Origin of the sequence: Actinobaculum sp. oral taxon 183 str. F0552, assembly GCF_000466165.1 — a bacterium.
In the GTDB taxonomy this organism is placed as follows: Bacteria; Actinomycetota; Actinomycetes; order Actinomycetales; family Actinomycetaceae; genus Peptidiphaga.
This window is the reverse complement of the sequence record NZ_KE951405.1, coordinates 86,526-110,963: the sequence shown is the minus strand read 5'-3', so window position 1 is coordinate 110,963 and position 24,438 is coordinate 86,526. Positions and strand designations below refer to the sequence as shown.

At 64.6% G+C, this 24,438-nt stretch carries 23 protein-coding genes and 1 tRNA gene; 14 read left to right on the top strand and 10 right to left on the bottom strand.

Annotated features, from left to right (window positions below; genetic code table 11):
* Positions 1 to 445 precede the first annotated feature (445 nt).
* From HMPREF0043_RS00440 to HMPREF0043_RS00435, 3 genes are read left to right on the top strand one after another with little or no spacing between them, the layout of a single operon-like run.
* A complete protein-coding gene (locus HMPREF0043_RS00440) occupies positions 446 to 1,498 on the top strand; it encodes a DNA cytosine methyltransferase (protein ID WP_040317490.1) in 1,053 nt (350 codons plus the stop codon).
* Between the two features lie 37 nt (positions 1,499 to 1,535).
* Positions 1,536 to 3,224, top strand: coding sequence for an ATP-binding protein (locus tag HMPREF0043_RS10430; protein WP_021600755.1), 1,689 nt, complete (start codon positions 1,536 to 1,538; stop codon positions 3,222 to 3,224).
* Between the two features lie 36 nt (positions 3,225 to 3,260).
* Positions 3,261 to 3,704: a very short patch repair endonuclease gene (locus HMPREF0043_RS00435; protein ID WP_332248419.1), complete on the top strand. Its 444-nt coding sequence runs from the start codon at positions 3,261 to 3,263 to the stop codon at positions 3,702 to 3,704.
* A gap of 295 nt (positions 3,705 to 3,999) precedes the next feature.
* Here HMPREF0043_RS00435 and HMPREF0043_RS00430 read toward each other — a convergent pair whose 3' ends face one another.
* The 3 genes from HMPREF0043_RS00430 to HMPREF0043_RS00420 all read right to left on the bottom strand — a co-directional run bounded on the left by HMPREF0043_RS00430 (position 4,000) and on the right by HMPREF0043_RS00420 (position 5,683).
* Positions 4,000 to 4,218 (bottom strand): hypothetical protein, encoded by a 219-nt coding sequence (locus tag HMPREF0043_RS00430; RefSeq protein WP_040317489.1) that lies wholly within the window; start codon positions 4,216 to 4,218, stop codon positions 4,000 to 4,002.
* A 6-nt stretch (positions 4,219 to 4,224) separates the two neighbouring features.
* Positions 4,225 to 5,238 (bottom strand): SPFH domain-containing protein, encoded by a 1,014-nt coding sequence (locus tag HMPREF0043_RS00425; protein WP_021600752.1) that lies wholly within the window; start codon positions 5,236 to 5,238, stop codon positions 4,225 to 4,227.
* Positions 5,239 to 5,596: 358 nt separating this feature from the next.
* A tRNA-Leu gene (locus HMPREF0043_RS00420) sits at positions 5,597 to 5,683 on the bottom strand.
* 406 nt (positions 5,684 to 6,089) lie between these two features.
* Here HMPREF0043_RS00420 and HMPREF0043_RS00415 point away from each other — a divergent pair.
* From HMPREF0043_RS00415 to pknB, 6 genes are read left to right on the top strand one after another with little or no spacing between them, the layout of a single operon-like run.
* Entirely contained in the window at positions 6,090 to 6,785 is a 696-nt protein-coding gene (locus HMPREF0043_RS00415; protein WP_021600750.1) for an FhaA domain-containing protein, read from the top strand.
* On the top strand, positions 6,782 to 7,288 hold the full coding sequence (locus HMPREF0043_RS00410; RefSeq protein ID WP_021600749.1) for an FHA domain-containing protein FhaB/FipA: 507 nt from the start codon (positions 6,782 to 6,784) through the stop codon (positions 7,286 to 7,288). Before HMPREF0043_RS00415 ends, HMPREF0043_RS00410 begins: the two co-directional genes overlap by 4 nt.
* Entirely contained in the window at positions 7,288 to 8,661 is a 1,374-nt protein-coding gene (locus HMPREF0043_RS00405; protein WP_021600748.1) for a PP2C family protein-serine/threonine phosphatase, read from the top strand. The genes HMPREF0043_RS00410 and HMPREF0043_RS00405 overlap by 1 nt, the downstream gene beginning before the upstream one ends.
* Positions 8,661 to 10,094, top strand: a complete 1,434-nt coding sequence (locus HMPREF0043_RS00400; RefSeq protein ID WP_021600747.1) for an FtsW/RodA/SpoVE family cell cycle protein — start codon at positions 8,661 to 8,663, stop codon at positions 10,092 to 10,094. The genes HMPREF0043_RS00405 and HMPREF0043_RS00400 overlap by 1 nt, the downstream gene beginning before the upstream one ends.
* A 14-nt stretch (positions 10,095 to 10,108) precedes the next feature.
* Positions 10,109 to 11,563 (top strand): peptidoglycan D,D-transpeptidase FtsI family protein, encoded by a 1,455-nt coding sequence (locus HMPREF0043_RS00395; RefSeq protein ID WP_232205956.1) that lies wholly within the window; start codon positions 10,109 to 10,111, stop codon positions 11,561 to 11,563.
* Positions 11,564 to 11,606: 43 nt separating this feature from the next.
* Positions 11,607 to 13,565, top strand: a complete 1,959-nt coding sequence (gene pknB, locus HMPREF0043_RS00390) for a Stk1 family PASTA domain-containing Ser/Thr kinase (protein ID WP_084431870.1) — start codon at positions 11,607 to 11,609, stop codon at positions 13,563 to 13,565.
* A 153-nt stretch (positions 13,566 to 13,718) separates the two neighbouring features.
* On the opposite strand, the gene HMPREF0043_RS00385 is transcribed toward pknB, so the two are convergent.
* Genes HMPREF0043_RS00385 through HMPREF0043_RS00375 form a run of 3 tightly spaced genes read right to left on the bottom strand, consistent with a single transcriptional unit; the run spans position 13,719 to position 15,554 of the window.
* Positions 13,719 to 14,342, bottom strand: a complete 624-nt coding sequence (locus tag HMPREF0043_RS00385) for an anthranilate synthase component II (RefSeq protein ID WP_021600744.1) — start codon at positions 14,340 to 14,342, stop codon at positions 13,719 to 13,721.
* Position 14,343: 1 nt separating this feature from the next.
* The gene (locus HMPREF0043_RS11315) at positions 14,344 to 14,499 is read right to left on the bottom strand and encodes a hypothetical protein (RefSeq protein ID WP_021600743.1); all 156 of its coding nucleotides are present in this window, start codon (positions 14,497 to 14,499) and stop codon (positions 14,344 to 14,346) included.
* Between the two features lie 11 nt (positions 14,500 to 14,510).
* Entirely contained in the window at positions 14,511 to 15,554 is a 1,044-nt protein-coding gene (locus HMPREF0043_RS00375; protein ID WP_084431867.1) for a class E sortase, read from the bottom strand.
* Between the two features lie 379 nt (positions 15,555 to 15,933).
* On the opposite strand from HMPREF0043_RS00375, the gene HMPREF0043_RS10425 reads away from it, so the two are divergent.
* Both HMPREF0043_RS10425 and HMPREF0043_RS00365 read left to right on the top strand, forming a co-directional pair.
* Positions 15,934 to 16,509 (top strand): cell division protein CrgA, encoded by a 576-nt coding sequence (locus HMPREF0043_RS10425; RefSeq protein WP_021600740.1) that lies wholly within the window; start codon positions 15,934 to 15,936, stop codon positions 16,507 to 16,509.
* A 140-nt stretch (positions 16,510 to 16,649) separates the two neighbouring features.
* A complete protein-coding gene (locus HMPREF0043_RS00365) occupies positions 16,650 to 17,171 on the top strand; it encodes a nickel-binding protein (RefSeq protein WP_021600739.1) in 522 nt (173 codons plus the stop codon).
* A gap of 357 nt (positions 17,172 to 17,528) precedes the next feature.
* On the opposite strand, the gene HMPREF0043_RS00360 is transcribed toward HMPREF0043_RS00365, so the two are convergent.
* On the bottom strand, positions 17,529 to 18,257 hold the full coding sequence (locus HMPREF0043_RS00360) for a rhomboid family intramembrane serine protease (protein ID WP_021600738.1): 729 nt from the start codon (positions 18,255 to 18,257) through the stop codon (positions 17,529 to 17,531).
* Positions 18,258 to 18,288: 31 nt separating this feature from the next.
* Entirely contained in the window at positions 18,289 to 18,810 is a 522-nt protein-coding gene (locus tag HMPREF0043_RS00355; RefSeq protein WP_021600737.1) for a peptidylprolyl isomerase, read from the bottom strand.
* A 294-nt stretch (positions 18,811 to 19,104) separates the two neighbouring features.
* Between HMPREF0043_RS00355 and HMPREF0043_RS09990 the strand changes: the two genes are divergently transcribed.
* The 3 genes from HMPREF0043_RS09990 (at position 19,105) to HMPREF0043_RS00340 (ending at position 22,183) form a co-directional block, all read left to right on the top strand.
* On the top strand, positions 19,105 to 19,917 hold the full coding sequence (locus tag HMPREF0043_RS09990; protein WP_051317347.1) for an SH3 domain-containing protein: 813 nt from the start codon (positions 19,105 to 19,107) through the stop codon (positions 19,915 to 19,917).
* Between the two features lie 365 nt (positions 19,918 to 20,282).
* Positions 20,283 to 20,885 carry a hypothetical protein gene (locus HMPREF0043_RS09985; RefSeq protein WP_021600734.1) on the top strand — a complete coding sequence of 201 codons (603 nt, stop codon included), beginning with the start codon at positions 20,283 to 20,285 and terminating at the stop codon, positions 20,883 to 20,885.
* Positions 20,886 to 21,181: 296 nt separating this feature from the next.
* Positions 21,182 to 22,183: a YhdH/YhfP family quinone oxidoreductase gene (locus HMPREF0043_RS00340; RefSeq protein WP_021600733.1), complete on the top strand. Its 1,002-nt coding sequence runs from the start codon at positions 21,182 to 21,184 to the stop codon at positions 22,181 to 22,183.
* Here HMPREF0043_RS00340 and HMPREF0043_RS00335 read toward each other — a convergent pair.
* A complete protein-coding gene (locus HMPREF0043_RS00335; protein ID WP_040317445.1) occupies positions 22,180 to 22,758 on the bottom strand; it encodes a TetR/AcrR family transcriptional regulator in 579 nt (192 codons plus the stop codon). The genes HMPREF0043_RS00340 and HMPREF0043_RS00335 overlap by 4 nt on opposite strands.
* 1 nt (position 22,759) lies before the next feature.
* A complete protein-coding gene (locus tag HMPREF0043_RS00330) occupies positions 22,760 to 24,307 on the bottom strand; it encodes an MFS transporter (RefSeq protein WP_232205955.1) in 1,548 nt (515 codons plus the stop codon).
* Positions 24,308 to 24,438 lie beyond the last annotated feature (131 nt).

The window sequence follows — 24,438 nt, the reverse complement described above, 5'->3', positions numbered from 1 at the left end:
ATGCCCCGGGCTCAGTTACAGATCTTCATGGAGTGAGGTTAACACCCCGAGCGTCCGTGGCGAAATCGCTCTGAATGCCCTGGACGACGCCGTCCACAGCTAGGACCCCGAGGGGAGAAATCCAGGCTTCTCGAAAGCGCCGACGAGCCAGACCGGTAGCGCCCCGGGACGCCCGCGGAGATATCGACACGGCTCCCGGCGACGGCTTATGCCGGCGTTAACGCCCCGATGCCCGCAGCACCCCGATGCCCGCGGAAAAATAACGATCCCGCCTCCCCCCCCGGTCCGCAGGGCGAACGGTGGCCGCGGGCCGGGACGGGCAGAGCCTCCAAGCGCCGCACATGCGAGCAGTCTTTTTCGAACATGAGGCGAGGCCTTTCCGGAATTTCCCGTTCGATCGCACGGGGGAGCCAGGGGATGGGTGGTGTGGAATATGCTTGAGGTCATGGCGAATGAGTCGGTTGCGGCGGTGGATCTGTTCTGCGGAGCGGGGGGTCTGTCGTGCGGGCTGCAGCAGGCGGGCATCGAGGTCGTCGCGGGAGTCGATGTGGATCCATCCTGTCGGTGGCCCTTCGAGCGCAACATCAAGGCGCGCTTCGTCCACAAGTCGGTTCGCGAGGTCACCGGGTCGGATCTGGAGGGGCTGTGGGGAGACAGCGATTCCCATCGGCTTCTGGCGGGCTGCGCGCCGTGTCAGCCGTTCTCGTCGCAGCGGAGGGGGGCCGATTCGAAGTCCCACGAAGCCTGGGACCTGCTCTTGGAGTTCGGGCGCCTTGTGGCCGAGTCCCGTCCGGACTTCGTGACGATGGAGAACGTCGTCCCGCTCAAGTCCGCTCCCGTGTTCGGCCAGTTCCTGGGAGGGCTGGCCCATCTGGGATACTTCATCGACTTCAAAGTGGTCCGGGGCGTTGACCACGGTCTGCCCCAGACGCGGCGCAGGCTTGTGCTCATCGCCTCGTTGGACGGCTTCGTGCCGATCCCAGACCGCACGGTCCCCGAGGGGCAAGTGTCCACGGTACGCGACGCGATCGCCGGCCTGCCTCCGCTGGCGGCCGGGCAAACCGACCCTGACGACCCTCTGCACTGCGCGCGCTCTCTGACGTCGATCAATCTGCGGCGGCGGGCCGCCTCCCGTCCAGGCGGGACGTGGCGGGACTGGCCCGAGGAGCTGCGCGCCGCCTGCCACCGGCGCGCGACCGGGTCGAGCTTCCAGTCCTTCTACGGCGTCATGGAGTGGGACGCGCCCTCCCCGACGATCACGACCCAATACCACAACTACGGCAGCGGTCGGTTCGGCCACCCCGAGCAGATGCGCACGATCACCCCGCGCGAGGCGGCACTGCTGCAGGGCTTCCCGCCTGACTACCAGTTCCTGCCCCCCGGCGAGTCCGTCCGCTTCACCACCTTGGGGAAGATGATCGGCAACGCCGTGCCCCCCGCCTTCGGGGTGCTCGTCGGGCGCGCGATCCTGGATGCGGTGGCCTGTCCCACACACTAGACTGAGGGCAACTCACCTTCCCGAGAGGAATCAGACGATGCCCAGCCCGTTCACCTTCGAGATTTCCCTGACCGTCCTGAACCACCTAGGACGCCAGCTCTACCGCAACTTCATTACCATACTCGGGGAGGCTATCTCCAATGCCTGGGATGCCGACGCAACCAACGTATGGATAGTTATTGATCGTGAAAATTCAACGATGTCTATTGTTGATGATGGGATTGGAATGACTCCCAGAGAATTACAGAATCGTTTTCTAAAGATTGGTTACACTAAACGTGGAATTAAAGGAAAAAATACAAAATCTTTTAAAGGACGCCCCTATATTGGCGCTAAAGGAATCGGGAAGCTCGCTTTACTTTCTTGTGCTAAACGTGTATCTATTATGAGTCGTAAACAAAATTTTGAACGTGAACCTGCTGGATGTCTAATAGATAACCAACAACTTGACGAGGCGATTCAACAAGACCAGACGGCCGGATCCTTCCCCTTGCCATCCCCCGATTCCCGTGCATCTCAAAATCTGATTAACCACAACATCACTCACGGCACATCACTATTCTTTGACAATCTCAAGCCATTAAACAACAGAGATGAGTTTTTACGACGTGCTCTAGCCATGTCTTTTCGATTTACACTCGTCGATCAATCTTTCACTATCCATTATAACGGTACTCCTGTCACTATCGGAGAACTTCGAACTTTAGCTGAACACACCCAATTTGTTTGGACAACGCCCAAATTTGAAGACGAGTTCCTGAACTTAAAGCCGCCACTTGAACACCGTGACATTGAATTCGGTCTAAATGCGAAAGGATTTATTGCTACTGCCGATAAGCCGACAAGTTTAGCAATTTACGGTAAAAGCGAACGAGTTGGCATTGATTTGTTTGTTAACGGTAGATTACGTGAACGCGATTTAATCAAGCATTTTCCTACTTCACAGCATGCTGCACAATATATTTACGGACAGATACATTTAAATAACCTCGATGAACCAGGTCGTGATCCATTCACTTCTAGCCGCGAAGGAATTATCGAAGGAGATCCAATTTTCAATGAATTTTTAGAACAACTTAAAAAAGTAACGCAAAAAATAATCGGACAATGGGATGAATTAAGAGATAAATACGGTGAAGAAGGTGACTTAGAGAATCCAAGAAAATCTCCTCAACAACGAGCCGCAGACTCATTGATAGGAAAAAGTTTAAAAGAATTCGAACCTAAGAATGCCAGTTTAAAAGTTAAAAAATTGTTAGAATCAGCACAAAGTGGCCTTCCAGAAGCTGTTCAAGATTATAGTCGAATCTACATTCTCGAAAATTTCATGCGTGAACTACTTATAGCAAATAAAATAATAAGTGAAAATGATCTTCCGCTGAAAAAACGTAAAAGGATCGAAAAATACTATGAAAATGCACACAAAGATGCAGAATCCGCCGATCTTGCGCTTGTAGTAAGACGTCATGATGCACCTCTCTGGTATCTTGGTCTAGGAGACCTTCTTGACCTTTCCAATAACGCCGTCAATAACAATCAGGGAAAGATGCTCACGAAACGCCTGGAATCAGATAAAGCCACCTTGAGTTTGTTGCGAAATATCGTTATGCATACAGCAGATCTGACGAATGAAGGTCGTCTAGCACTTAATTTTGCAGTACAAAATCTTGTAGCTAAAATTAAAAAAACATTGGATGAGATGGATGACAATAACTCAAACAATTAATATTACTAATTCTATATAAATAAAATTTCTTATAATATGATAAATAATATGAAATATAAAGAATCTTGGGCGTCAAGCGAGCAGACTCGACGGTCGATGCAGGCCAATCGGTCGCGCGATACGAAGCCGGAAATAGCTGTGCGGCGCCTGCTGCACGCCCATGGGCTGCGCTACCGGGTCGACGCCCGCCCCCTCCCTGACCTGCGCCGCAGGGCCGACATCGTCTTCACACGCCTCAAGATCGCCGTGTTCATCGACGGCTGCTTCTGGCACGGCTGCCCCGAGCACGGCACTGCGACGCCCAAGTCCCATTCCGACTACTGGCAGGAGAAGATCGCACGCAACCGTGAACGCGACGCCGAGACGAACCGAGCACTGGTCGACGCCGGGTGGGTTGTGCTGCGCTATTGGGAGCATGAAGGAGCGCAGGAGGTCGCGGAGGCGATCGAGGCGACGGTCAAGTCCACACGAGACGGCTAGCGGGGGTCCACGGAGCCTTCGCCGAGCAGCGCCGCCCGGCACGCCGACGGTTTCGTCTCCTATGGGACCAGAGCGAGAAGCTTCTCAAAAACCAAATGATGTCGGCGAAGTCCCTCGTTGGGTCGTCGAGAAGCTCAGCGAAGGCGCTTTCAAGGGAAAGTCAAGGCCGCCCGAATCCTCTTCACCACAGTTTCTCCCTGTCCAGCGTTTCACAGCGCCTTGCCCCGTGCGCAATCGGCTGTTCTCACGGCCGTCGGGCATGGGGCATCGGGGCTTGTCGCTATGGCGTTTCGTTTCAGCTTCCGCCGCCCTCTCGCTCCTTGCGGGGCCGCCCTCGCCCTCGCATGGGTCCGGCGTGGGGATCCCTGCCGGCCTTGGCGAGGGCGCGGCGCAGGATGATCTCGATCTGGGCGTTGATCGAGCGCAGATCGTCGGCAGCCCATTTGGAGATGGCTGCGTGGACTGCCGGGTCCAGCCTGAGCAGGACCTGCTTGCGCCTGCTGTTGTCCGCCATCGTCATTCAGGCGTACAGGGAGCCGGTGTTGACCACGGGCTGGGTGCGCTGGTCGGAGCATAGGACCACCAGCAGGTTCGAGACCATCTGCGCTCGGCGCTCGTCGTCCATGGCGACGATGTCGCCGTCCTCCAGGCGCCTGAGCGCCTGGTCCACCATGGTGACCGCGCCTTCCACGATCTGCTCGCGGGCGGCGATGACGGCTCCGGCCTGCTGGCGTTGAAGCATGGCCTGGGCGATCTCGGGCGCGTAGGCCAGGGAGGAGATGCGGACCTCGATGATCTCCAGCCCGGCCAGCGCCACGCGGGCGGCGACTTCCTCGGCCAGCTCGGAGGAGACCAGGTCGGTGCCCCCGCGCAGGGATGTCACGCCGGGCCCCGGCTCGTCGTAGGGGTGGGTCGTGGCGACGTGGCGCAGCGCGGATTCGGCCTGAGCCTCGATGAACTCCTGGTAGTCCTCGACGGCGAAGACGGCCCGGGCGGTGTCGGCCACCTGCCACACGACGATCGCGGCGATGTTCACCGGGTTCCCGTCGAGGTCGTTGACCTTGAGCTCGTGGGTCTCGAAATTGTGGACCTTGATGGAGACCTTCTTGCCGAGCGTGAGCGGGGGGACGAGTATCAGCCCGGTGCGCCGGGCGGTGCCGACGTACTTGCCGAAGAATTGGCGCACGCTCGTCTCGCCCGGCGAGACGATGGCTAGGGAGGTGGCCAGGAGCGAAGCGATCACCACGCCGATCGTCCCGACGACGATGCGCAGCACGGCCAGCGGGCCACCCGCCTTCACGGCGATGGCCCCCGTCACGATCAACACGATGGAACCGGCCATGGCCGCCAGCAGGAGCGCGGCGACCAAGAAGGCGGCGCTCGATCCGGATGACCGGACGTGCGTCTCGGTGATGTCGACCCGAGCGGGATTCTTGGCGCCGTGCTCAGTCGGGTCGATGAGTTCGTTCGGATGGACCGGACTCTGGGCGGCCGGGCGGGGTCGGGTCGCCGATTCGTCGTCGGTGGCGGGCATCGTGATCTCCTTTCGGCGTCGGCGTGCGGGAGGGTCTCTCCCTCTCGGAGAAGCGCACCGGCGCTATCAATATGATAGCTATTTTTTGAGAAGCCGCAATCCTCGAGTTCACGGCGGCCGAGATCGACGGGCCGCCATGCCGCGGTAGCCGCTGCGCGAAGACCGGGACCGCACTCGCCGCGCACCGGCGTGCGTATCCGCCCGGTCCGCTCAGGCCGCCTCGGTGAAGGCGGTTCCGTCCCCAGGATCATCGGTTCACTGCCTGCCTCACCGGGAACTGGGCGTGCGGCCCGCGTCCCCGGCGAAGGTCCGCCGGCAAAGAAAAAGGATGCATCGGAGAGTGGATGCATCCGTACTGTGGTGCTCAAGGGGGGAGTTGAACCCCCACGCCCTTTCGGGCACACGGACCTGAACCGTGCGCGTCTGCCTATTCCGCCACTTGAGCGTGCGCTGTCAGCGGCTTACAGCATATTAGCCGTGGAGCGACTTTCCAAGTCGAAGCGCTGTGAAGCCGACGACGCCCCTGCGCCGCACCCACCTCCCATAACCGCCGGCATCTGGGGAGGCGTAGAGCATAGCGCCCGCGTGGAGCCGAGCCGCTGACGATCAGCGATGTTCACCATGAGAGTCCGGGATGCCTCCCGGAGAGAAACCCCTGTATCGTAAAGGCAGTACGCCGTACGTGAGACCTCCGTGACGGTGTCCCGCGCGTTCCCTGCAGGGCCGACTGGCCTGTCGGGCGCCGGAGACGCTGGCGCCTTGGGAGTTGAAGTTCATCGGCGCGGACAAAGCGGCTAGAGTAGCCGAGCCGAAAGCTGTCGGCGCGGCCGAGACGGTTAGGGAGGTGTCCAGTGGGCGCATTCGACAAGTTCGAAAGAGGCGTGGAAAACGCCGTGGCCTCGGTCTTCTCGCGCGCTTTCCATTCGGAGCTCAAACCCGTGGAGATCACGTCCGCGGTCAAGAAGGCGATGGACGAGAACGCCTCGACCATGACTCGTCAGCGCACCATCGGTCCCAACGACTTCACGGTGAATCTCTCCCCCCGGGATCGCGAACGCCTGGCCCAGTGGAGCGAGGACTCGCTGGCCGAAGAGATCGCGGGGACGGTCACCGCGTACGCCTCGGAGCAGGACTACACGCTCCTGGGTCCCATTCGCATACGGTTCGCGACCAAGAGCGAGCTGAAGCCGAGCAGTCTCCAGGTGGAAGCCTCGATCAAAAGGGGGGCGGCCGCTCCGGTCACGTCGAGTACCGCATCGGGTCACCCGATCATCCAGGTCGGGCAGGACCGCTACCTGCTGACCGGGTCGGTCACGGTGATCGGACGCGGTTCGGAATGCGACATCACGGTGGACGACACCGGCATATCGCGTCGGCATCTCGAACTGCGGGTGACGCCTCGCGGCGTCATCGCAACGGATCTCGGCTCCACGAACGGCAGTTTCGTCGAGGGCCATCGAATCACCGCGGCCACGCTGGTGGATGGGAACACCATCACCATCGGCCGCACTAACATCATGTTCTGGAATTCTACGGGGCTCGCATGAGCGCACTTGTCTTTACACTTTTGAGAATCGGCTTCCTCGCCCTCCTGTGGATCTTCGTGTTAGCGGTCCTCATGACGTTGCGCCGCGACGTCTACGGCACGCAGGTGAAGAATCGCGGAGTGGCTTCCTCCTCTTCCCCGCCGCAGCAGAGGTCTCGCCGTAAGGCGACGCAGGCGAAGTCGTCGTCTCAGCACGAGCAGCAGGCGGGCCCTACACAGCCGACTCTGCTCACGGTGACGGCCGGTCCCCTCGCGGGGACGACGCTGCCTTTGGGCAGCGCCCAGATCATCGTCGGGCGCTCGCCGGATTCCGCGCTGGTGCTCGACGACACCTACTCGTCGGCCCGCCACGCGCGCTTCTACCAGTCGGACGGCGCCTGGTGGGTTGAGGATCTGGACTCGACGAACGGCACGTACGTAGGGGGGCAGCGCATCAGCACGCCGCGGCAGATCGCGCCGGGAATCCCCGTGGTCATCGGGAGAACGACGATGGAGCTGCGCTGATGGGAATCCAACTTCGTTTCGCGGCGTATTCGGACGTCGGCCTCGTCCGCTCGAACAATCAGGACGGCGGCTACGCCTCCCCCAACCTCCTCGTGCTCGCCGATGGAATGGGCGGAGCCGCTGCAGGAGACGTCGCCTCCTCGGTGACGGTCGGGCACCTGGCGGCCCTCGACGACGACGTGTACGGCGCCGACGATCTGCTCCCCGTCTTGCGCAAGTCGGTCAACGAGGCGCACGTCGATCTCGTCGAACGGGCTGAGAACGACCCGAATCTGGCCGGGATGGGCACGACGTGCATCGCCCTGCTCCGCTCGTCGAACAAGCTCGCCATGGTTCACATCGGCGATTCGCGGGCCTACCTCCTGCGCGACGGCAAGCTCACGCAGGTGACCCACGACCACACCCTCGTCCAGTTCCTCGTCGACCACGGCCAGCTCACGCCCGAGGAGGCCGAACACCACCCCAAGCGGAACGTCATCATGCGGGCCCTGGGCGACACCCCGGGCGACGTCGAACTCGACGAGTCCGTGCGCGAGGCGATGCCCGGCGACCGCTGGCTGCTGTGTTCGGACGGGCTGTTCGGCGTGGTGGCCCACGAGACGATCGAGGAGACCCTCAGCCGGAGGAATCTCAACGCGGCGGGGGAGAAGCTCATCGAACTGGCTCTGGCCGGCGGCGCACCCGACAACGTCACGGTGGTGCTGGCCGAAGTGGTCGACGATTCGGACACCGGGTCGATCCAGCGCAGCCAGCAGCCGATCGTCGTCGGCTCGGCGGCCGTCGACCATCGGCGCCCCTCCCGCGGCGGGAAGTCCGCGGCGGCGAAGGCGGCCGCCCTGCCCCCGGCGTCGGCGGACTCCCCGGACACCGGCCAGAGTCAGGACGAGGCGGCTGCACCGGAGGGGGCCGAGCGCCGCCGTTCGCGGGTTCTGCCCAGAGTAGCGGTCCTCTTCGGCGTTCTGGCGATAATCGGCGCCGTGCTCTTCGGTGCCTACACGTGGACGCAGTCGCGATACTACGTGGCCTCCCACAACGGCCGCGTGACGATCTACCGGGGCATCTCCCAGTCGCTGGGACCCATCAAGCTCTCCCACATCCAGGAGGAGACGGACATCAAGGTGGGCGACCTACAGCCGGTCGCCCGCGAACGCCTGGAAGCTAACATCTCCCGGGGTTCCCTGGAGGAGGCCCGCAAGGTGATCTCGAATCTGAGGGAGGAGATGGCCACACCGTCCACGAATCCCTCCACTGCGCCGAATGCGCCCGCGCCGGCTCCAGGCTCGCCGGCTCCAGGCTCGCCGGCTCCCTCCCCCACAGCGGCGCCGGGCGCCGCGCAGGCGCCTGACGGCGCCGCATCGAACGGAGCGGTGTGATGAGCGTTGTAACCCAGACGTCGCCGCGGACGGGTCGTTTCTCCGAGGCGGCTCTTCTCATCATCTCCGTCGGCATCGGAGTCGGCGCCTTCTGCCTGGCCCACCTGGGAGCGGAGGAAGGCGGACTCCCATCGTCCCTCCCCGTGATCCTGGTGGGGTCGGTGGCGATCGCCATCGTCGGGCACATGGTGATCCGCCATTTCGCCAGCTACGCCGATCCCGTGCTCTTCCCCAGCGCTCTGGCCCTCAACGGCCTGGGTCTGGCGATGATCTACCGCATCGACATGGCGTCCGGAACCGATCAGGTCAAGAACCAGCTCGTTCTGACGGTCGCCGCGATCGTCTTGATGGTCATCACCGTCGTGGCCTTGCGCAATCACCGGGCCTTGAGGCGGTACACGTGGACGTCCCTCTTCGTGGGAATCGGGCTTCTGCTCCTGCCCATGGTCCCGGGGCTGGGCAGGACGATCAACGGCGCGCGCATCTGGATCCGCCTGGTGGGTTTCTCCTTCCAGCCCGCCGAGTTCGCGAAGATCTGCTTCGCCGTCTTCTTCGCCGGATACCTCGTCTCGGAGCGGGACAACCTTTCCCTGGCGGGGCCTAAATTCCTGGGGATGCGCCTGCCCCTGGCGCGTCACTTCGTCCCCATCCTCACGGCCTGGGCCATCTGCATGGGGGTCCTCGTCATGGAGCGCGACTTCGGCACGGCCATCCTCTTCTTCGGCCTGTTCGTGGGGATGCTCTACGTGGCGACGGAGCGCATCTCGTGGATCGTCATCGGCGGCCTCCTCGCGACGGTCGGCGTCGCGTTGATCTACCAGGTGACCCCGCACATCCAGGCGCGGTTCGTCATATGGCTCCACGCCCTGGACTCCAACGTGTACAACGACAAGCACGGTTCCTATCAGATCGTCCAAGGCCTGTTCGGAATGGGGTCGGGGGGCCTGTTCGGCACAGGACTGGGCCAGGGGTACCCCACCAAGGTCTATGCGGCCAACTCCGATTTCATCGTCGCCTCCTTCGGCGAGGAGATCGGCCTGATCGGGCTGCTGGCCCTGCTGTGCATCTACCTGATGATCATCGTCCGCGGCCTGCGCACCGCGATCGTCCTGCGCGACGGCTTCGGCAAACTGCTCGTCACCGGGCTGGCCTTCACGATCGCGCTCCAGTGCTTCGTGGTCGTCGGCGGCGTCACACGGGTCATCCCCCTGACGGGTCTGGCGATGCCTTTCCTCGCCCACGGCGGGTCGGCTCTGCTGGCCAACTGGACGATCATCGGGATCCTCATCCGGATCTCGGACGTCGCGCGCAGGCCCGCGGCCGCCGATCCCTTGCCTCCTGAGGACGTCCTCAACGTCATTCCGGCTTTGGAGAAGGAAACCGGCTCTCAGACGGCGAATGATTCCACTAAAACACAGGTGGTGAAGCTATGAACCGGCCGATTCGTTTGCTTGCAACACTCGTCTTCGCCATGTTCCTCTCCCTCATGGCGATGGCGACGTACATCCAGTTCTTCCAGGCGCCCTCCCTCAACGCGGATTCACGCAACGTGCGGTCGATGTACCGCCAGTACAAGGTGAAGAGAGGACCGATCATCGTGAACGGAGACGATATCGTCTCCTCCTCCCCCTCCAAAGACGAAAAGGATCACCACAAGTTCCAGCGCAAGTACAAGGACGGGTCGACCTACGCCCACGTCACCGGGTACATGTCGACGGTCTTCAACTCGACGACCGGAATCGAGAAGGCCGAGAACGGCGTGCTCGCCGGTTCGTCGGATTCCCTAGCGTCTCAGCGTTTCCAGGAGCTCATCTCCGGGGAGGAACAGCGCGGCGGCGGAGTGGAGCTGACGATCGACCCGGCCACGCAGAAGGCCGCGGTCAAAGCCCTCAACGGCCAGCGGGGCTCGGTCGTCGCCCTCGATCCGAAGACGGGGGCGATCCTCGCGCAAGTCTCCCTTCCCAGCTACGATCCCAACAAGCTGGCCTCCCACGACCGGGAGTCGGTCCAGAAGGCCTGGAACAAGCTCGCGCAGAACAAGGAGAAGCCCCTGATCAACCGGGCCATCGCGGGCGAACAGTACGCCCCCGGCTCGACGTTCAAGATGCTCACGGCTACGGCCATGCTGGAGAACTCCGGCCTCACGCCGGATTCGACCGTCGATGCGCCGAACAGCTACACGCCTCCCGGGACGTCGCACTCGATCCAGAACCCGGGCGAGCGTCCCTGCGGCGACGGCTCGGGCCGGGTAACCCTGCGCGAGGCCTTCATCGAGTCGTGCAACACGCCGTTCGCCAAGGGCGGGGTCTCCGTGGGCGCGGACAAGATGGTCGAGCAGGGGAAGAAATTCGGGTTCGGCACTACTTTCGAGACACCGCAACGGGTTCTCGCCTCGCGCTTCCCGAAGCCGGGTTCGACCGCGGCGCTGGCGATGGACAGTTTCGGGCAACGCGACATCCGGGTCACCCCCCTGCAGATGGCGATGATCGGCGGAGGGATCGCGAACGACGGAGTCGTCATGGAGCCCCACGTCATCAAACGAACTCTCACGTCCGATTTGGAGACCGTCTCTAAAACGAAGCCCAAGCAATTCAGCAGGGCGATGAGCGATAAGACGGCGAAGTACATGCAGGAGATGATGGTTGCCGACGTCACTTCGGGGACTGGACACCGCGCCGCCATCAGAGGAGTGTCAGTAGCGGGTAAGACGGGTACGGCGGAGATCAGCGCCTCGACTCCACCTCACGTGTGGTTCGTTGGCTTCGCACCGGCCAACGATCCCAAGATCGTCGTGGCCGTGATCGTTGAGAATTCTGGCAATGCGGGATGGAATGGCGACGGCGGGTCCGTGGCCGCCCCTATTGCCCGGGAGGTAATGAAAGCCAAGTTGGGAGTGTCATGAGCACGCAATACGACACGTTCGACACGAGGGACAGGTGACAGACGTGAGCAACGTTCCCCGTGTCTTGGGCAACCGCTACGAGATAGGCGATCTCATCGGCCGTGGCGGTATGGCGCAGGTCCACCTGGGTTACGACACCCGGTTGTCTCGCACGGTCGCCATCAAGGTACTGCGAACGGATCTGGCTGCAGACCCGATGTTCCTCGCTCGCTTCCGTCGTGAAGCCCAGTCGGCCGCAGCACTGAACCATCCGTCGATCGTCTCCGTCTACGACACCGGCGAAGAAACCATGGACACCCCGACGGGCCAGCAGATCTCCCTGCCGTACATCGTCATGGAGTACGTGCGGGGGCGCACCGTCGCGGCGTTGTTGAGCGACGGTGAGCCCGTGCCGCTCAACGACGCCGTCCAGATCGTCGTCGGGGTGCTCTCCGCGCTGGAGTACTCTCACCACGAAGGCATCATCCATCGGGACATCAAACCCGGCAACGTCATGATCACGCCGGACGGCAAGATCAAGGTGATGGACTTCGGAATCGCCCGCGCCATCGCGGATTCGGCTGCGACGATGACGCAGACGAACTCGGTGGTCGGCACGGCCCAGTACCTGTCCCCCGAGCAGGCCAGGGGCGAGGTGGTCGACACCCGCTCGGACTTGTACTCGACCGGATGCCTGCTGTACGAGCTGCTCACCGGCAAGCCGCCCTTCACGGGCGATTCCGCTGTGGCGGTGGCGTATCAGCACGTCTCGGAGACCCCGAAGCTGGCCTCGGAGGTCCATCCCGAGATCTCCGAGGAGATCGACCGGGTCGTGATGAAGTCGCTGGCCAAGCGCCGCGAGGACCGCTACCAGAACGCGGCCGAGTTCCGCAACGATCTTCTGGCGGCCGCACGGGGGGAAGGGGTCAACGCCCCCGCCGCCACGGCGTGGGACTCCGCGCCGGTCGTGCCGCCCGGCGGCACGCAGGTGGCGTCGGCTCAGGAGTACTACCCTCCCTCATCTGCGGCCACTTCGGCTACGACGGCGACGGGCGTTCAGCCCGCCGTCGCCTCCAGCGAAAAAGTCCGGCGCAAGAACCGGCTCATGGTCTGGCTGGGGGTGGCCTTCCTGGCCATCGCCGGCGTCGCCGTCGCCATAGCGATGAACATGGGCGGCGGAGACTCCTCGACCGCCAAAGTCCCCACTATGGCGGAGATGGACGAATCCCGCGCCAAGGCCACTGTGGAGAAAGCGGGCTTCAAGTTCAGCAAGGGAGACGATCAGGCTTCCTCGAGCGTCAAGAAGGGGCTTTTCGTCTCCTCGTCTCCTAAGCCCGGCTCGTCCCTCGAAAAGGGCAAGACGGTCACCGTCCATTTCTCCTCGGGGCCCTCGGCGCAGGTCACGGTACCCGACGTCACCGGCATGACCCAGGAGAAGGCGACGGCTGCACTCGAGAAGGTCGGATTGAAGACCGGCAACGTCACGACCATCAACTCGTCGGACGTCGCGAAGAACACGGTAGCCAAGACGTCGCCTGCCGCAGGCGAAACCGCCGAATCCGGCTCCCAGGTCACCCTATACATAGCCGCCGGAGGCACCAAGACTCCTGATGTCATAGGCAAGACATCCGAGCAGGCGCAATCCGACCTCCGAAATGCTGGCTTCAAGCCCGCGGTCGTCTACCAGCGGGTGTCGAGCCAGGGCCAAGACGGCATAGTTCTGGTGCAGAGGCGCTCGGGGAACACGGTCACCATCACGGTCGGCCGCTACACTTCGGAGCCCAGCGCTCCGGCGAACCCGACCGGCGGCGGCACGGAGCCCAGCGGCGCTCCAGCGAACCCGACCGGCGGCGGCAGGCAGCAGACCAGCTACCCGAGATCCACCACTACGCCGGCGGCCCCTACGACCGCGCCGACGACGCAGCACGAACCGACCCCCACGGGCGGTGGCGATAACGGCGGCGGCTCGGGCGGCAACAACAATGGCCAAGGAGGCGGCGCTCAGGGCAACAACGTCAACTGACGCCTGCAGCTCAGACAGCGAGGGTGGGGCAGCGGATCGCCGCTGCCCCACCCATCACCCATCGATCTACCTTGTGCGCGGCGAGCTTTCGTCCGCCGCGCAATTCGGCGCCAGAGCGCCAGAATGACTGGCCGCACTACCTTCGCAACGCCGCTACCTGCGCAGCAGCGGCGCCTTGCCCTCGGCGGCGGCCAGGGCGCCGTCTTGGCCGCACAGAACCAGCCAGTTCGCGAGCATCCGGTGCCCGCCTTCCGTTATGACCGACTCGGGGTGGAACTGGACGCCCCACAGGGGCAGGTCCACATGCTGAAGCCCCATGATCACTCCGTCCCGGGTTCGGGCGGTGACCTCCAGCTCGCCCCCCACGGTTTCGGGCTCGACCGTCAGGGAGTGGTAGCGGGTGACCCGCAGGGGTGAGGGCAGGCCGTCGAACACGCCGATGCCGGTGTGCTCGATGAGGGACGTCTTGCCGTGCCGAAGCTCCGGGGCTTGCGAAACCGTCGCCCCGAAGGCCTCGCCGAGTGCCTGGTGCCCCAGGCACACGCCGAGCATCGGCGTGTGCGAGTCGGCGCATTCGGCGATGGCCGCCATGGACGCCCCCGCCTTGGCGGGCGTTCCTGGTCCCGGCGAGACGAGCACGCCGTCGTAGGCGGGGATCGAAGCCAAATCGACGACGTCGTTGCGCACAACCGTCGCCGAGGCGCCCAGCAGGCGCAGATAGTCGACGATCGTGTAGACGAAGCTGTCGTAGTTGTCGATGACCAGGAGGCGGGCCATGTCAGCCCACCGTGTTGTCGAAGGCGGGGAAAGTGTTGGCGACCCAGGGGAACACCCACAGGAACAGGCCCGCGACCACGGCGAACAGTAGGACCAGGCTCTCGATGAACTTGAGCCATCGCGGCCCTGGGAGCAGGTGCCAAATCGCTGCGTACATGTCTCCTCCTATCACTTCTGGCTCTGGGCGAGCTCTTGCGGGATGCCGTCCTTGCGGTCGACCCAGTGGCTGAACTTGGCATGGACGATCCAGCGTTCGTTGGACACGAACGGAGGGTGGCAGGTCGTGATCGTCAAGTAGCGTTCGGTGGCCTTCTGCTGGGGCTTGGACGGGTTCTTCGGATCCGGCGCGATGACGTCGACCTGGCCGGGTGAGACGATGGAGCTCTCCGTCATGTAGTAGACGAGGTAGGCGTCCTTGGTTTCGAGGATGATCGGGTCGCCGGCCTCGAGTTCGTCGACGTCCCTCATCGGCGCACCGTACGTCTGCCGGTGCGCGGCTGTGGCGAAATTCCCCACTTCGCCGGGGAAGGCCGTCCCCTCGTAGTGCCCGAACGCGCCCTTGTCCAGCACCCGTTTGAGGCTGGTCCCGTACTCGATCGTATGCGCGTAATCCTTGCCGAATCGCGGAATGCGCATGAGGCCCTCGGCGGTGCCGACCGTCGTCGTGTGGGGGACCGCCGGCGGCGGATCGGTGCGAGCTTTGCCGATTTTGACGGTGCCCGAATTCGAGGGAGGCTTCTGCCAGCCTTCCTTGAGCTGTTCCACCTTGCTGTGCTGCGCGCGGTTCGCCTCGATGTCGGTCCACCACACCTGCCACACGATGAACAGGCCGATCACGAAGCCGGCGGTGATGAGCAGTTCGCCGATCACCCCGACGACGCGGGACAGAACGCTCGGATTATTGCGGGCGTGCTTGGCCTTGTTCCTGGCCGCCGACGATCGCTGGGCTATCTCTCCCTCCCAGAGGCCTTCGGGTATGTCGTTCTGGATCGTGGTCGACGATGCGTGCTTCGTCGAGCCCAGTCCTACCGCTTCGGCGATGGCCGAAGTCGCGGCCTCCGAATCGAGGCGTTCCCATCCAGGAAGCCAGGCGGTGGCTTCTCCCGATTCCTGCGTGGGATCGACAGGCTGGGACTTCTGTGCGTGAGCGTCGCCGTGGAGGGCGTCCTTCAAAGGATTCCCCCGCTCCGACAACGAGTGGCGTCCTGCCATGTGAGTCCTTTCATCCAATGGCACAACCCTACCGGCAACGGGCCTGCCCTCAGTACCGTCCGTGCAGCGTTACCCTAGCGTTGGTAGGTTTTCGTCTCCGGAGGAAACCGCGCATCGTCTTCGGGCGCTCCGCTCGGGGAGAGCCACGCGCCGTGTGCGAGTGTCGAACATCACCGCTCGACCATGCGGTCCCATCGGGGCGCAGAGCGCATCGAAGGCGAACTCGCGTCGGAGCCCTCGGCTCGGAACGCCCGGCAACCGGCCCGCCGCAGCGCTCGCCGCACCGAACGGCTGCGAAGTCCACGGGCGGCGCCCCGCGTGCGCGAATACCCACGAGTGACTAGGCTTGGCGGAGAACCACCAGCCCGGAAGGAAAGAGATGCCCGACTCCGAGAAGCTCGACACCACCGACGAGCACGCCGACGACCAAGCACGCGACGAGGAGACCCCGGACGCCGGCGACGGCGAAGCCGGCGAGTCCAGCGAAGGCGGCGATCCGGAGAAGGACGGCGAATCGACGAAGGCCGCAGAGAAAGGCCGCGAAGAACGCGAGAAGAAGGGCGGAAAAGGCAAGCCCTCCGAGGTGGATGACGCCGACGGCGGAAAGGGCGCCAAAGGCGGAAAGGCCAAGAAGCGCAAGAAGGAGGGCCACAAGAACCCCCACGCCCAGAAGAAGTCCGGCAATCCCGCCAAAGGAACCAGACGTAGCATCGCCGAACAGGAAGCTTCGAAGTCCGAGAAGAGCGAGAAGGAGCCCGTCAAATTCAAGAGCCCGCATTCGCCGAAGTGGTGGGTTCCGCTCATGGTCTCGCTCATGGTCATCGGCCTGATCATCGTCGTGCTGGCCTACGTCTTCAACGGCCAGTTCCCGATAAAAGGGCTGGGAAACGGAAATCTGTTCATCGGCTTCGCCTTCATGCTGGCAGGCTTCCTGATGACGATGGGATGGAAGTAGCCCACGACGTCCGAAGCGCGAGACGCCCTGCGCGGCGACTCTCTCGGGCGGCTAAGGTGGCTACCGGTCAGTCAAAAGGGCATGGCGACCGCTCACCTCGAGCCTCTCCCATCGTCCCCAAGAACCGGAAAGGAACGCTCATGGCCAAGCTCTACCTTGTTGAACTCACCCCGTCAACCGATGTACGGAGCCTGATGTCGGACCTCGCGGATAACGCTCGCGCCAACGGGGCCGAACTGATCGAAGCGCAGGTGACGGCCGACCGGAGCCGGGTCTTCGCCATCCTCGAAGCGGACGATCCCGCAGGGGTCGTCGCCGCCACGTCCGACCTCGCCGCGGAGGCCTGCGAACCCGCGCAAGTCCGCCTGGTCGGCGCCGAGCTCGCCGACATCAAGGCGGTGCGCCCCGAGGCCGGATATCTCGTCGAATGGGACATCCCGGCTTCGATCGACATGGATACATATCTGGCCCGTAAAGCCGAGAAATCCCCCCTCTACGAGCAGGTTCCCGAGGTCACCTTCCTACGCACCTATGTGCGCGAAGACATGGCCAAGTGCCTGTGCTTCTACAACGCACCCGATGTCGACGCCGTCGTGCACGCCCGCGAAGTGGTCTCCACGCCGATCGACCGTCTACACGCGCTCGATCACATCGAGCTTTGAGGCACAGGCAAGCCGCCCGAGGCGGCGGCCGCACCGGTGAGGGCCGGGCTTCTGACGTGGGTGGATCAGGCGAGACCTGGTCCACCCACGATTCCGTTCGGCGCCCGTGTTCCTGCGCGCACGTCGAAGCCATTCCGCACCGCCGTCTTCGATCCCATCCACATGTGTGGGCAAATCTGTGGATAGACTACACGCGTGTAATTCGCCGATTGTCGGCGGGACGCCGCGCCTCATGCCTGGCCGATGAATGCACGTGCGGGAGGGAGCGCACGAAACCCGCGGAGCCGTGCCGACGCGATACGGGCCGCCCCCGAACATTCGGGCGGTGCGCCGCGGGGACTGCGTGCCCCTCTCCTCCTAGACCCGGTATCCCCACATGACGGCGGCCGTCACGGCGAGCACAGCGGCGGACACCGCGGCGGCGTCGGCGGCGGTCCGCCACACGGGTGCCAGTGTGCGCGTACGGGACATCGCGAATACGAGCAGAACCCCCATGACGAATCCGCCGATGTGGGACTGCCAGGAGATGTTCGTGTTCGGGATGAAGTTGATGGCGACGTTCAGCCCGATGACCACGAGGAGGTTGGTCATGTCGGCGCCGATGATCCGGTAGACGACGACCAGAGCGCCGAGGAGACCGAAGACGGCGCCGGATGCGCCGACCGTCGCGATGCCCCAGGAAGAGCCGAGCGGGTCAGCGGTCAGGAGCACGGCGACGTTGCCGCCTATGGCCGAGAGCAGGTAGAGCGCGAGGAACCGCCAGCGGCCGAGCATCGGTTCGAGCACGCACCCCAGCAGCCACAGGGCGTACATGTTGAGCACGATATGCCAGAATCCCGCGTGTAGGAAGGCCGAGGTGAGGAATCGGTACGGCTGCGACTCGGCCAGGGCGGGGGTGAAGATGCACCTATACGTGATCTCCTGGGAAAACCGTTCGGCCAACGCCAGGAGGACGCAGGCAGCGATGAGCACCCTGGTAACCAGCGACCTCTGCCGGTTCTCACCGAGCGAGCGCACGAAGCGCGCTATGAAGGCGATGAAGCGGGAGGCGGGTCCGTCACCGCGGGAGGGGCCTGGCATGCTCATCGTCGCCTGCGGAAAGCCGATTATCTTGCGGTCACTCGGTGACCGTGACCGACTCGATGACGACGTCCTCGACGGGGCGATCGCCCGGTCCCGTGGCCACGGCGGCGATGTCGTCGACGACGGCTTTCGACTGGTCGTCGGCCACCTTGCCGAAAATCGTGTGCTTGCCGGTCAGCCATTCGGTGGGCGCGACGGTGATGAAGAACTGGGAGCCGTTCGTGCCCCTGCCCCGGGACTTTCCGGCATTGGCCATGGCGAGCAGATAGGGCTCGGTGAAGGCGAGCTCGGGGTGGATTTCGTCGTCGAACTGGTAACCGGGGCCTCCGGTCCCCATGCCGATCGGGTCGCCTCCCTGGATCATGAAACCCGGGATGACCCGGTGGAAGATGACTCCGTCGTAGAGCGGGTCACTCGTCTTCTCGCCCGTCTTGGGGTGCGTCCATTCGCGCTTGCCGGTGGCGAGCCCGACGAAGTTGGCCACGGTCTCCGGGGCGTGATTCGGATACAGCTCCACGGTGATGTCACCGTGATTGGTGTGAAGTGTCGCTTCCATGGGTCAATCCTCCCACACGGGAGCCATACCCGGAGGAAGCGATTACGCCGCGGGCCGACGAAGGCTCGATGAGAGACGTAGTCGAATGGATGACGCGCCCGAACGGCGCACCGCTGGACGGGCATGGGTGACACTACCCTCGTTTTCCCCGTCATTCCGACGAGTTCCGACTGTAGCCTGAAACAGGCCGAGGGGATCGGAAGGATACCTCGAGAGTTCGGTGAACGCCACCGCGTCCGCTCTCCAGGTGCAACTACACACATATACACAATCCGTTTCGAAGAGGAGACTCTCTTGTCCAGCACACTTCACCGCAGATTCCTCTCGGGTCTGGGAGTCGCCGCCCTCGCGTCCGCGGGCGCAGTCGCACTCTCCATTCCCGCGGCCCAAGCAGACGTTTCCGGTTTCTCGACCGAAGGCGACCTGTCGATCAGAACGGGCCCGGGAACGAGCTACCAGGAGATCGGCACGATCTCCAAAGACGTCCAGCTCAACGTCCAATGCCAGCGGCAAGGCCAAGCCATCCAGGGCACTTACGCCTCCAACTGGTGGGCCAAGGTCACCTATCAGGGCAAGACGGGGTACGTCACACGGGCCTTCGTGCGCATCCCGGACGCGAAGGGCTTGGGCGCCTGCCCCGAGAACACCCCCCTGCCGAGTCCGCCGCAACCCAAGCCTTCGAACCCGGTGTCCTCCTACGAGAAGGTCAAGGCCCGCGCCAACGACTGGATCAGCGTCGGCCTCCTCTACAACTGGGACCTCTACCACCCCGACCGCAACGGCGTTAAGTACCGCCGTGATTGCTCGGGCTTCGTGTCCATGGCATTCGACCTGAAGACCAGCGCTTCGACGGTGACGCTGCCCAACTACGGCTTCAAGAAGATCAACTTCAGCGAACTCCGTCCGGGCGACATCGTGGGCAACTTCGGCCCCGGAACCGAAGGCGCCAACGGCCACGTCGCGATCTTCGACGGCTGGGCCAACTCCGCCCACACCCGGTTCAACACGCTGGAGATGCACGGGCCGCAGATGAAGGGCAAGGCTGAGCGCTCCACCCGCGGCACCGACGAGTTCTGGGTGAAGTCGGCGATGCGCTACACGAAGTAAGCGCACCGCACGAGGCGGCCTTGACGTGGCCGGGGCCGGGAGCGTCGGCCCCGGCCACATCGCCGTGGAGCTGACCGCCGGAAAGGCGATCGCCGGCCTGATGAGCGCCTTCCTCTTCCGGTCCGGTGAACGTCTTCCCGCTCCCTGCATCGCATGTCGGACATCCCCAACTGAGTCCTCGACGTCCCGGAAAGCCGTGAAAGGCCAACGCCGATCCGTTCGAAACGTCGGGGCGACGCCGCCTTTCGCGCAGGGCCGACGGTCCTCCAGCGGTGTTCCAGCTGACATTTCCACGAAAAATCGGCAATATAGTGAGGGTACGGTTCGAGGTCCGTTTCCCAACGGGCATAGAAGGAGGGTCGCAGATGTTCTGCTGTTCCAAGAAGGCCAAGAACAAGAGGAAGGCCACCACGCAGGCTCAGGACCTCGTGGCACAGGCGGGCGCCGCCGCCGCGGTCGCCGCTGAGAAGATCCGGCCAGTGGCCACGCAGCTCGCCGCGCAAGGCAAGGATCTGGCGCATCAGGGCAAGGAGTGGGCTGCTCCTCGCGTCGAGCACGCCGCTGAGAAGATCCGTCCCGTAGCGGCGGAGGCCGCCGCTCGGGCCGCCGAGGTCAAGGACAAAACCGTCAACGAGTACCTGCCCAAGGCCAAGCGAGTGGCACGCGCCGCCGCCCAGGCCGCCCGCGAGACGGACGGCGACATCAAGACCCGCGCCCATGCGATCCAGGAGTCGGCCGCCCGCGCCCTGGCCGAGCCCAAGCCTAAAAAGCGGCGGCTGCGCAAACTCACAGGAACGCTCGCCCTCATCGGAGGTACCGTGGGTGCAGCCTACCTTCTGTGGAAGCGCAGCCAGCCAGTCGAGGATCCGTGGGCCGAAGCCTACTGGGAAGACGTCACCGAGGAAACGGCGGCCGAGCCCGCTCCCGAGGACGAGGACGGCTCGGAGGCGGGCAGGCACAAGGCCTGACGGTTCGGGCACCGGCCCGATGCCGTCGGCCCGGTAACGTCCAACGCACTGCCCGCATCGACGCGGCAGAGCAGACGATACGCCCGCAGCCATTCGTCCCGAACGCACCGACGGAGGGGCGGATCGCCTCCGCCCCTCCACGATCTCTCGCCGTCCGGCCCCGCATTGTCCCCGACACTCGAGTCACCGGGGATTTCCTTTGCCCTCCTGAGTCACCGAGGCAAAGGAAACCCCCGGCCCCGCGTCGACGGCCATCGAGACTGGCATTCTCCCCGACGGCCTGAGATGCTTAGGGCATGAGCACCACAGTCGCTGCCTATCAGCTCGTCGAGACCGACGAAGGCGTCCGCGGACGCCACACGCGCATTCCACTCGAAGACCTCGGAGAAGGTGACGTGCTCATTCGCGTCACCCATTCCTCGGTCAACTACAAGGACGGCCTCGCCGCGACCGGGCGAGCCCCCATCGCCCGCCGCCTCCCCCTCGTCGGCGGGTGCTGCGCGGCCGGAACCGTCGTCGAACCGGGAAAGTCCGGGGTTCCCGCGGACACGGTAGTCGCCGTCGTGGGGGCGACGCTGTCCGAACAGCACAACGGAGGCTACTGCGAATATCTGCGAGTGCCGGCGGCGTGGGTCGTCGCGGTGCCCGAGGCCTTCACGTCGCGTCAGGCAGCCGCCATCGGCACCGCGGGCGTCACGTCCGCCATGGCCGTCGTCAAGCTCGAAGACGCCGGAGTGACCCCGGAGTCGGGGCCGATCGCCGTGACGGGAGCCAGCGGCGGAGCGGGATCCCTGGCCGTGGCGCTGCTGGCCGCCAGGGGCTACGAAGTGACGGCGCTGACGGGCAAGCCCGAAGCCGAGGATCTCCTGCGCGATCTCGGTGCCGCGAACGTCGCCCCGCGGCCCGACACGAGCGGCACCCGGCCGCTGGAACGCGGCACGTGGGCCGGCGCCGTCGACACCGTCGGCGGCGACACCCTCGCCTGGCTCACGCGCACCGTGGCTCCGGGCGGCTCGATCGCGGCCTTCGGCAATGCAGGGGGCAACCGCTTGACCACCACGGTTCTGCCCTTCATCCTGCGCGGTATCAACCTTCTGGGCGTCACGGTCACCTTCCCCGCCGCCGAGCTGCGCGAGCGCGTGTGGGAGCTCCTCGCCTCCTCGCTCAGCCGGGAGGCCCTGGATGCGATCGCCACCGACGTCGACTTCGAGGATCTGGACGACGCCCTGCGAAGGATCGTCACGACGGGGGTCGTCGGACGGCAGGTGGTGAGAATCGGAGGCGAGGCCGCCGTCTAACCGCGCGGTTCACCGACCTCAGGCGACCCGCCGCGGCCATCCGCGCCGTCGACGGTGCGGGCTATCCGCTCGGCGAACTCCTCGCGGACCTCGGCGGGCAGGGTCTGGGCGTTGAGGATGTCGTAGACCCACAGGCCGTCGGCGGCCAAGTTCGCCATAGCCCTGCGGAAGCCGGCGTCGTCCTGGCCGCCCTCGACCGGAGTGGCCCACCGGCTGGTCACGGCAGCCCATGGGGCGATGTATTCGGGATGGGATGCCGCGTCGATCATGAGGAGCAGTTCGACGCGGCTCATCGCCTGGGACTGAGTCCTCACGTAGGCGGCGGCGCGCTGGTCGGGCGTCGACTCCTCGTAGGGGACGCCCAGGGCCTCGATCAAGTTGTCCTCCCACGCGGAGGCGAGGTGCTCGTGCAAGGCCATGAGCATGTCCTCCTTGGAGGGAAAGTGGTAGACCAGCCCGCTCTTGGTCATTCCGGTCTCGCGCGCCACGGCGTCGAACGTCAGGCCGGACAGCCCGCCGCCCTCGATCACGCGGATGGCGGCCTTGATCGCCGCCTGCCGCTGCGACGGCCTCATCTCACCGCTCGCCTCCGGGCTCGTCCGCACCGCCGGGGGCTGTTTCGCGCAGCAGCCGCGAGACGACCGAGGCGCCCACCAGGCATACGAGCGCGACGGCGGCGAGGACCACCGTGAACGCCGTGTCATAGGCGTCCATGGCGGCGGATACCACCCGCGGATCGGAGCTGACCCGCAGGGCCTCGTTCAGGCTCGTGGCGGCCCCGGCGGGGGCCCCTGCGGGAAGGTCGACGGCCAGGCCGTAGACGAAGAGGATCCCGCCGCCGAAGAAGGCGGTGGCCAGAACGTTGCCGAATTCGTAGGAGACTTCTTCCACGGAGGACGCCATGCCGGCCCGAGAGGCCGGAACGCTCGTGACGATCGCCGAGGACGCGACGGAGGCAGGCGCCCCCAGGCCGATCCCCGTGACGACGAGCCCGGCGACGAACCACCCGGGCGAATCGACGCCCAGCAGGGCGATGGAGGCGCCGAGGGCGCCGACGGCGAAGCCCCACACGATCGGGGCCCTCTCGCCGATGCGGTTGAGCAGCATCCCGCCGACGAGGCTGGAGGGCAGAGCCCCCACGGCGAGCACCACGAGGAGCAGGCCCGCCTGGAACGGCGAGTACCCGGCGACCAGCTGGAAGCGCTGAGCGACGACCAATCCGAGTCCCGAGACGGCCACGAGGGTGACGACCGCCGCGACCACGCCCGCCGTGAACCGGGGGATCGCGAACACGTCGAGGGGCAGGAGGGGATCGTCCAGGCGACGCTGGCGGCGGACGAAGGCCGCGCCGAGGACCGCGGCGATCGCCAGGCCGGCGGCTACCTTCGCCCACGACGGCGGGACGCGCGCCGCCTCTTCGACGGCGAGGACGCCCGCGGCGAGCGCGACCGTGGCCAGTAGGCTGGAGACCGCGTCCCACGGCCGGCTCCGATCGGGTTCGTCTCGCGGGATGACGGCGGCGCCGAGGGCGATCGCCGCGACGATGAGGGGGACGTTGATGAGGAACACGGATCCCCAGTGGAAGTGCTCGAGCAGGAGCCCGCCGACGACGGGTCCGACGACTGCGCCCACCACACTGACCATCGACCACACGGCGATGGCCGTGTTGCGCTGGCGGGCGTCGGTGAACGTCAGGCGGATGAGCGCCAGGGTCGCGGGCATCATCGGGGCTGCGCCGACCGCCAGGAGAACGCGTGCCGCGATGAGCGTCCCCGGGGAGTACGCGAGGGCGCAGGCGAGGGAGGCAACGCCGAACACCGCCATCCCGAAGAGGAACATCCGCCGGTGGCCGAGCTTGTCGCCGAGTGTGCCGGCGCCCAGGAGCAGGCCCGACATGACGACCGTGTAGGCGTTGAGGATCCACAGTTGCTGCCCGGCCGTCGCCCCGAGGTCCTTCGACAGCACGGGCAGGGCGGTGAAGAGGACCGAACCGTCGATCGAGATGAGGAAGAGGGCGACGCTGACGATGCCGAGCACGGCCCAGCGCCGTCCCGCGCTCGGCTGGCAGGATGTCCGCTCGGTCCGTTCGGTCAGCGGTTTCTGCGGCGACGGTCTGCAATGCACGCTCACCCGGGTAACTATACCGTACGTACGGTATAGTTACCCGGGAAGATTCCTCACACTCCGGCGGGCTCCACCAGCCATGTCATTTCTTCCATCGGATTTCGACGCGGCGGTTGGCGGCCTTCCCCGCC